7 protein-coding genes are annotated in these 7,577 nt (G+C 61.9%); 3 read left to right on the top strand and 4 right to left on the bottom strand.

All coding sequences use genetic code 11. The annotated features are described in order from the left end of the window. A partial coding sequence (locus ACK4OE_RS17690) for a DNA translocase FtsK (protein ID WP_409886569.1) occupies positions 1-2,191 on the bottom strand: 2,191 nt, incomplete at its 3' end. 61 nt (positions 2,192-2,252) lie between these two features. Beyond that, complete coding sequence (locus tag ACK4OE_RS17685; RefSeq protein ID WP_409886568.1) at positions 2,253-2,930, bottom strand: Crp/Fnr family transcriptional regulator; 678 nt, start codon at positions 2,928-2,930, stop codon at positions 2,253-2,255. Between the two features lie 193 nt (positions 2,931-3,123). Between ACK4OE_RS17685 and trxB the strand changes: the two genes are divergently transcribed. From trxB to rpmG, 3 genes are all read left to right on the top strand, one after another. Further along, positions 3,124-4,077: a thioredoxin-disulfide reductase gene (gene trxB / locus ACK4OE_RS17680; protein ID WP_409886566.1), complete on the top strand. Its 954-nt coding sequence runs from the start codon at positions 3,124-3,126 to the stop codon at positions 4,075-4,077. Between the two features lie 186 nt (positions 4,078-4,263). Next, complete coding sequence (rpmB, locus tag ACK4OE_RS17675; protein WP_409886564.1) at positions 4,264-4,497, top strand: 50S ribosomal protein L28; 234 nt, start codon at positions 4,264-4,266, stop codon at positions 4,495-4,497. An 11-nt stretch (positions 4,498-4,508) separates the two neighbouring features. Then, positions 4,509-4,679 carry a 50S ribosomal protein L33 gene (gene rpmG, locus ACK4OE_RS17670; protein WP_008904999.1) on the top strand — a complete coding sequence of 57 codons (171 nt, stop codon included), beginning with the start codon at positions 4,509-4,511 and terminating at the stop codon, positions 4,677-4,679. A 243-nt stretch (positions 4,680-4,922) separates the two neighbouring features. Here rpmG and ACK4OE_RS17665 read toward each other — a convergent pair whose 3' ends face one another. Both ACK4OE_RS17665 and ACK4OE_RS17660 read right to left on the bottom strand, forming a co-directional pair. Continuing rightward, a complete protein-coding gene (locus tag ACK4OE_RS17665) occupies positions 4,923-6,137 on the bottom strand; it encodes a fatty acid desaturase (protein ID WP_409886563.1) in 1,215 nt (404 codons plus the stop codon). A 135-nt stretch (positions 6,138-6,272) separates the two neighbouring features. Then, positions 6,273-7,547: an RsmB/NOP family class I SAM-dependent RNA methyltransferase gene (locus ACK4OE_RS17660; protein ID WP_409886561.1), complete on the bottom strand. Its 1,275-nt coding sequence runs from the start codon at positions 7,545-7,547 to the stop codon at positions 6,273-6,275. Between the last annotated feature and the right edge of the window lie 30 nt (positions 7,548-7,577).

Here is a 7,577-nt window from a genome sequence, read left to right as displayed (position 1 = left end):
TGGCCTTGCGGTCCTTGAGCACCACTTCGACGGCCTGGTCGTACATGGGGTCCTTCTCACCCCCGTCGCCGCCGCCCTCCCCTGACAGATCACCGTCGCCATCCACAGTTCCGCCTTCGAGCACGCCCTCTATGTAGTCCGGCTCCCCTTGTTGCTTGAGGTAACTGACGACACGGTGTACTTCTTCGTCCGACACAAAGGCGCCGTGCACCCGTATTGGCAGGCCCGTGCCGCTGGCCATGTAGAGCATGTCGCCCATGCCCAGCAGGGCCTCGGCGCCCATCTGGTCGAGGATGGTGCGGCTATCGATCTTGGAACCCACCGAGAACGCAATGCGGGTGGGAATGTTGGCCTTGATCAGGCCGGTGATCACATCGACGCTGGGGCGCTGCGTGGCCAGGATCAGGTGGATGCCCGCCGCACGCGCCTTTTGCGCCAGGCGGGCGATCAGCTCTTCGATCTTCTTGCCCACCACCATCATCAGGTCGGCCAGCTCGTCGATGATGACCACGATGTGCGGCAGACGCTGCAGCGGCTCGGGCTCTTCGGGCGTCAGGCTGAAGGGGTTGTAGATGAACTCCTCGCGCGCCTTGGCTTCATCGATCTTGACGTTGTAGCCCGCGAGGTTGCGCACGCCCAGCTTGGACATGAGCTTGTAGCGCCGCTCCATCTCGGCCACGCACCAGTTCAGGCCGTGCGCCGCCTGCTTCATGTCGGTGACCACGGGCGCCAGCAGGTGCGGAATGCCCTCGTAGACCGACATTTCCAGCATCTTGGGGTCGATCATCAGGAGGCGCACATCGCGCGCCTCGGCCTTGTACAGCAGCGAAAGGATCATGGCATTGATCCCCACCGACTTGCCCGAGCCGGTGGTACCGGCCACCAGCACGTGCGGCATCTTCGCCAGATCGGCCACCACCGGGTTGCCCACGATGTCCTTGCCCAGGCCCATGGTGAGCATGCTCTTGGCCTCGTGATACACCTGCGAACCTAGGATTTCGGACAGGCGAATCGACTGGCGCTTGGCGTTGGGCAGCTCCAGCGCCATGAAGTTCTTGCCGGGGATGGTCTCCACAACGCGGATCGACACCAGGCTGAGCGAGCGCGCCAGGTCCTTGGCCAGGCCCACGATCTGCGAGCCCTTCACGCCGGTGGCAGGCTCGATTTCGTAGCGCGTGATCACCGGGCCGGGCATGGCGGCCACGACGCGCACTTCCACGCCAAAGTCCTTGAGCTTTTTTTCGATGAGGCGGCTGGTCATCTCCAGCGTCTCGGGGGCCACGGTTTCCTGGCGCTGCAGGGGGCCATCGAGCAGATCCACCAGCGGGAGCTTGCTGTCGGGCATCTCGGTGAACAACGGCTTCTGGCGCTCCTTCACCACGCGGGTGCTCTGCGGCACGTCCACCAGCACAGGCTCGATGATCTGGATGGGCTGGGGGTGGTGCACTTCGCTCTCGGTGCGTTCTTCGAGCACCACCACTTCGCGCTCGCGGGCGGCCTTGCGGCCCACGGCCACGTCCTTGGCCACCTCGCGCTGGGCCAGACGGGATCGCACGAGCGTATCGATGCGACCGCCCAGAAACTCAGCCACATGGCCCCACGAAAAGCGAAAGACCAGCGCCGCGCCCAGCACCGTCAGCACAATGGCCAACAACCCGGAACCCGTAAAGCCCAGCCATTTGACGCTGGCGGGCCCCATCACGTAGCCCAGCACACCGCCCGCATGCCCCGGCAAAAATGATTCAAACCGGTACATGCGCGACCATTCCAGCGCGGTGCTGGAACACATCAACACCACAAGACCGAGCCAGAAGACGGACCGGCGCGCCATCGGGCTTGCAGCACCCGCCAGGGTCTCCCCACCCCGCATCCAGCGCGCCAGCGACGACACCCAGGCGCGCGCCCCGGCAGCCACGCACCACCACACGGAGAAACCCAGCGCAAAGTAGCTGCCATCGGCCAGCCAGGCACCAAACCGCCCCGCCCAGTTCGCCACCATGCGGGAATCACTGGCCCCCGAGGTGGACCAGGCCGCATCCTGAGCGGAGTAGCTGACCAGCGCCAGCAACCAGAAAACCAGGGCCAGCAAGCCCACGATCAGGCCGATTTCATGGCCAAACCGGGCAGCGCCCGTGCGGGGCGGCGACTTGGCCGCAGCAGATGCGTTCAGGGTATTGAGGGAATAGGTCATAAGCGTGCCGGCGGAGCTTACCGCAAGCTTTGCGGGGTATGGCGCTCAGGCTGAAGCGCGACTAACCCAAAGCGCTCAACCGGTCCTTGAGCACCGTTGCGCCATTGGGCAGGGCTTCGATGAAACCGCGCTCCTCCAGGTCTTTCATCACCCGGCTGACCATTTCGCGGGAGGCGCCCACCATCTTGGCCAGGTCCTGGCGGGATATTTTTTCCTTGATGACGAGCTGACCCTGGGCGTCTGGAATGGCGAAGTCCAGCAGCGCGTGGGCGACGCGGCCATAGACGTCCAGCAGTGCCAGCGACTCGATTTTGCGGTCGGCGTGGCGCAGGCGCTTGACCAGCCCCCGCATTACCACCAGCGACATGGACGCGTTTTCTGTGAGGCAGCGGGCAAACTCCGCGCGCCCGAGCATCAGCACATCGGTCTGCACCTCGGCACGCACCGTTGCCGAATGCGGTTCGTTGTCGATGATGCTCATCTCGCCCAGATAGTCGCCTGGAGCCAGGTTGGCCAGGATCACCTCGCGCCCCCGGCTGTCCGACGTCATCACCCTTGCGCGGCCCGTGAGCAGTATGAACAGAGCGTTGGACTTTTGCCCCTGCTCCACCAGCGCCTGGCCACGCTTGAAGCGCTGCTTGATCACGGCCCCACTGATCACTTCGGCCTGGGCAACCGTGAGAAGCGAGAACAGGGGCACCCGGCGCAGCAGATCCAGGTTGGACAACATCGTCGACATGAAAACTCCTCCTCTAGGAGCGACCCGACCGGAGCCGCACGGGTTGTGCAAGGGGTATCAATGGGTTCTTACAATCGCCGTGATTGAAAATGAGGCCGCTCGCGGGAGCGGTGCACGGTTGATACTCGCCAGTTCAACCCCCAGTTTCCCCAACAGCGCCGCATGTAGCGGGCGCAAAACACAGGCTTTTATCATGTCCACCACCCAACACGCGAAAGTTCTGATTCTTGGCTCGGGCCCTGCGGGCTACACGGCGGCTGTCTATGCCGCCCGGGCCAACCTGAACCCGGTGCTTATCACCGGCATGGCCCAGGGCGGCCAGCTGATGACCACCACCGAAGTGGACAACTGGCCTGCCGACGTGCATGGTGTGCAGGGCCCGGACCTGATGCAGCGTTTTCTGGAGCACGCCGAGCGCTTCAAGACACAGATCATCTTCGACCACATCAACAAGGTCGATTTCAGCAAGCGCCCCTTCACACTCACAGGCGACAGCGGCACCTACACCTGCGACGCGCTAATTCTGGCCACCGGTGCATCGGCCAAGTATCTGGGTCTGCCGTCGGAAGAGGCGTTCATGGGCAAGGGCGTGTCCGGCTGCGCCACCTGCGATGGATTCTTCTACCGTGAGCAGGATGTGTGCGTGGTCGGCGGCGGCAATACGGCGGTGGAAGAGGCCCTGTACCTGTCTAACATCGCCCGCAAGGTCACGCTGGTACACCGCCGCGACAAGTTCAAGGCCGAGCCCATCCTGGTGGACAAGCTCAACGACAAGGTCGCAGCCGGCAAGATCGAACTCAAGCTGTTCAACACGCTGGATGAAGTGCTCGGCGACAACACCGGCGTGACCGGCATCCGCATCAAGAGCACCAAGGACGGCAGCACCGAAGACATCAAGCTGCAAGGATGCTTCATCGCCATTGGCCACGCGCCCAACACCGAGATCTTCCAGGGCCAGCTGGAGATGGAAAACGGCTACATCATCACGCAGGGCGGGCTCAAGGGTTTTGCCACCCAGACCAGCGTGCCGGGCGTGTTTGCTGCAGGTGACGTGCAGGACCATGTGTACCGCCAGGCCATCACCAGCGCAGGCACCGGATGCATGGCAGCGCTGGACGCGCAGCGCTTCCTGGAACAAGAGTCTTGATCAAAAATTGGGCTGCAGGCTATAATCTGCGGCTTTGCTGAATTCGGCCCGTTTTTGCGGTCCTTTCGAAACAGGCAAATCAATCGGGTTACCGCCACCCTTTCTGGCGAGGTGAGGCCGCAAGCCAACCTGGGCAAACAAGCCCAGGGCCCAGCGAACGGCCGTTAAAAGTATCGGAGTGTCCTCATGGCACGCGTCTGCGAAGTAACGGGCAAGAAGCCCATGACTGGGAACAATGTTTCCCACGCCAACAACAAAACCAAGCGCCGGTTCCTGCCGAACCTGAAATCCCGCCTTTTCTGGGTCGAGACCGAAAACCGCTGGGTGCGCCTGCGTGTTTCGAGCGCTGCCCTGCGTTTGATCGACAAGAACGGTATCGACTCGGTGCTCGCAGATCTGCGCGCACGTGGTCAGGCTTAAGGAGAAGCACCATGGCAAGCAAAGGCGGACGCGACAAGATCAAGCTGGAATCCACTGCGGGTACCGGTCACTTCTACACTACGACCAAGAACAAGAAGACCATGCCCGAGAAAATGCTGATCATGAAATTTGATCCAAAAGCTCGCAAGCATGTGGAATACAAGGAAATGAAACTGAAGTAATTCAGGGTCTCTCCTCAAAAAAGCCGCCCGGCCTCAGCCTGGCGGCTTTTTTTATTGGCCCAGCTCCGGGTGGGACAGCCGTTCATCGCGTTGCCCTCGGAAACGCACCCCGCAACTTCGCTGATGGAACCAGACCTCGCCAGATACTTGCGATCCCCGCTGGGGCGTAAAAAAAAGCCGCTGCAGGCCCATGGCCTGCAGCGGCTTTTACTGGATACAAACAAGTCTGGACGAACCGGCGCTTCAGGCCCTTGCGGCGCGCAGGCTGATCGAGAAGTCGCGCAGCGTAGCAATGCCACTGTCTTCGGCGCGGCGGCACCATGCCTGCAGATCAGCCGTGAGCTGTTCTCGCGATTGCGAGGTGTTGAGCCACAGCTGGCGCAGTTCCTCGCGCATGGTCACCATCTTGTCGAGCACCGGATATGCTGCACGGGCCTGCGCCAATTGCGGCAGGGCCAAAGCGGGCACCTTTTCAGCGTCACGGTGCAACCAGCGCTTGGCGGCCTTGAGTACCGAGACATCGGCTTGGCGCGCCTGCAATGCGGCGATTTCTTCCTTGCACGCCTGGCGAACACCCCGCGCATAGCCCGCCATCACTTCGTAACGGTTAGCAATCAGCGCCTCCAGTGTCTTTTCATCTGCTACAGGCTTCACATCGCCCAATTGCAGTTTAGGTGGCACCTTCTTGACGGTGGCCCACCCGATTTTCTTCATCAAGCTGATGTAAGCCCAGCCGATGTCGAACTCGTACGGCTTCACAGAGAACTTGGCAGCCGTGGGATACGTGTGGTGGTTGTTGTGCAGCTCTTCACCACCAATGATGATGCCCCACGGCGACAAATTGGTGCTGGCGTCCTGCGCCTCGAAGTTGCGGTAGCCCCAGTAGTGCCCCACCCCATTGACCACGCCCGCAGCCCAAAAGGGAATCCAGAGCATCTGCACCGCCCACACGGCGGCACCCAAGGCGCCAAACAGAGCGAGATTCAGGATCAGCATCAGGCCCACGCCCTGCCAGCCATAGCGGGTGTAGACATTGCGCTCCATCCAGTCATCAGGCGTGCCGTGGCCGAACTTCTTGATCGTTTCAAGGTTCTTGGACTCGGCACGGTACAACTCTGCGCCGCGCCACATCACAGTGTCCAGGCCCCGGGTCTGCGGGCTGTGGGGGTCATCCACGGTTTCGCACTTGGCGTGATGTTTGCGGTGGATGGCCACCCATTCCTTGGTGACCATGCCCGTGCCCAACCACAGCCAGAAGCGGAAGAAATGCGAGGGGATGGCGTGCAAATCCAGCGAGCGGTGCGCCTGCGCGCGGTGCAGAAAAATCGTGACCGCTGCAATGGTGATGTGGGTGGTCGCCAGGGTGTACAAAATCACCTGCCACCAAGCCAGGTTCCACAACCCATGGCCTAGCCAGTCAATGGTGGCGTTCAACACAGCCCAATCGGGTAACAACATATTCGACAAGCCTAACTACACAAAAACGCTGCTTCACAAGAAGAGCAGATGTTTTATTCTAGAGTGGGCACCCCGCCAGGGGCTGCAGGGGTATCCACAGTATTTACGCTGGTTTAGCCGCTTTAAACCACCAACTCAGCCCTTTTTGGACCAGACCGCGGCAAAAAAACCATCCGTCTGGTGAACATGGGGCCAAAGACGCAGATAAACAGTGCCCGATTCGCCGCCGCTGCACAGGCTTTGGGCGCCGTGGACCTTGAGCTGGTCCAGCACCTCTCCCGCATCGAGCAGTTCAAAGTCGGGATGGGCTGCGCTGAAAGCCTCTGCAATCGCCTCGTTTTCCTGCGGCAGGATGCTGCACGTGGCATACACTAGGCGGCCGCCCGGCTTGAGCAAGCGCGCAGCGCTATCCAGGATCGCGGTCTGCTTGGCGACCAGCTCTTCCACCGCCTTGGGCGACTGGCGCCATTTGAGGTCCGGATTACGGCGGAGCGTCCCCAGCCCCGAACATGGCGCGTCCACCAGCACACGGTCGATCTTGCCGGCCAGGCGCTTGACGCGGTCATCGCGCTCATGGGCAATGGCCGCGGGGTGCACGTTCGACAGGCCACTGCGGGCCAAGCGGGGTTTCAGGGCGTCCAGGCGGTGTGCCGACACATCAAACGCATACAGGCGCCCCGTGCTGCGCATGGTGGCGCCAATGGCCAGCGTCTTGCCGCCTGCACCGGCGCAAAAATCCACCACCATCTCGCCGCGCTTGGCATCGAGCAGCAACGCCAGCAGCTGAGATCCTTCGTCTTGCACCTCAATCGCGCCACGCGTGAACGCATCCAGTTTGGTCAGCGCAGGCTTGTCGTCAATGCGCAGACCCCAGGGCGAATACGGGGTGGGGCTGGCTTTGATGCCGGCTTTGGCCAGCTCCTTCTGCACATCGGCGCGCTTGTCCTTGAGCGCGTTGACGCGCAAATCAAGCGGTGCGCTCTGGGCCAGGCTTTCCACCAGCGGCCAGAAGCCTTCACCCAGCTGGTCCTTCAGGGGCTTGACCAACCATTCGGGCAGGTTGTGGCGGTGGCGCTCCATCAGGTCGTCGACCGTGACGGCATCGCACTGGTCCAGCCAGTTCTTTTCCTGATCCGTCAGCGCACCCTTGAGGAAATCACGCGGGCCATAAAAGCCCAAGATGGCAAGACGGCGTTCCTTGGGGCCCGAGCCCGAGGGCGCCATGTGGTCAAACAACAGCTTTTTGCGCAGCACGGTGTAGACCGTTTCGGCCAGCGTGGCTCGCTCGCGGGGCCCCAGGCCCCGGTTGTCGCGGAAAAATCGGGACACCACCGCGTCGGCAGGGTGTTCAAACGTAAGGGTGAGCCTGACCAATTCAGCGCAGGCGTCGAGAAGAACTTTGGGATGCATCCCCGTATTGTCCACCCCCTGAGCCGCTTC

Origin of the sequence: Acidovorax sp. (assembly GCF_046314175.1) — a bacterium.
GTDB lineage: Bacteria > Pseudomonadota > Gammaproteobacteria > Burkholderiales > Burkholderiaceae_C > Acidovorax.
The sequence above is the reverse complement of the archived record's forward strand: the minus strand, read 5'-3'. Positions and strand labels throughout refer to the sequence as shown.

Bases quoted from the DNA above. Each gene is read 5' to 3' on its own strand.
- ACK4OE_RS17685 (WP_409886568.1), bottom strand. From the start codon at position 2,930: ATGTCGACGATGTTGTCCAACCTGGATCTGCTGCGCCGGGTGCCCCTG.
- trxB (WP_409886566.1), top strand. From the start codon at position 3,124: ATGTCCACCACCCAACACGCGAAAGTTCTGATTCTTGGCTCGGGCCCT.
- rpmB (WP_409886564.1), top strand. From the start codon at position 4,264: ATGGCACGCGTCTGCGAAGTAACGGGCAAGAAGCCCATGACTGGGAAC.
- rpmG (WP_008904999.1), top strand. From the start codon at position 4,509: ATGGCAAGCAAAGGCGGACGCGACAAGATCAAGCTGGAATCCACTGCG.
- ACK4OE_RS17665 (WP_409886563.1), bottom strand. From the start codon at position 6,137: ATGTTGTTACCCGATTGGGCTGTGTTGAACGCCACCATTGACTGGCTA.
- ACK4OE_RS17660 (WP_409886561.1), bottom strand. From the start codon at position 7,547: ATGCATCCCAAAGTTCTTCTCGACGCCTGCGCTGAATTGGTCAGGCTC.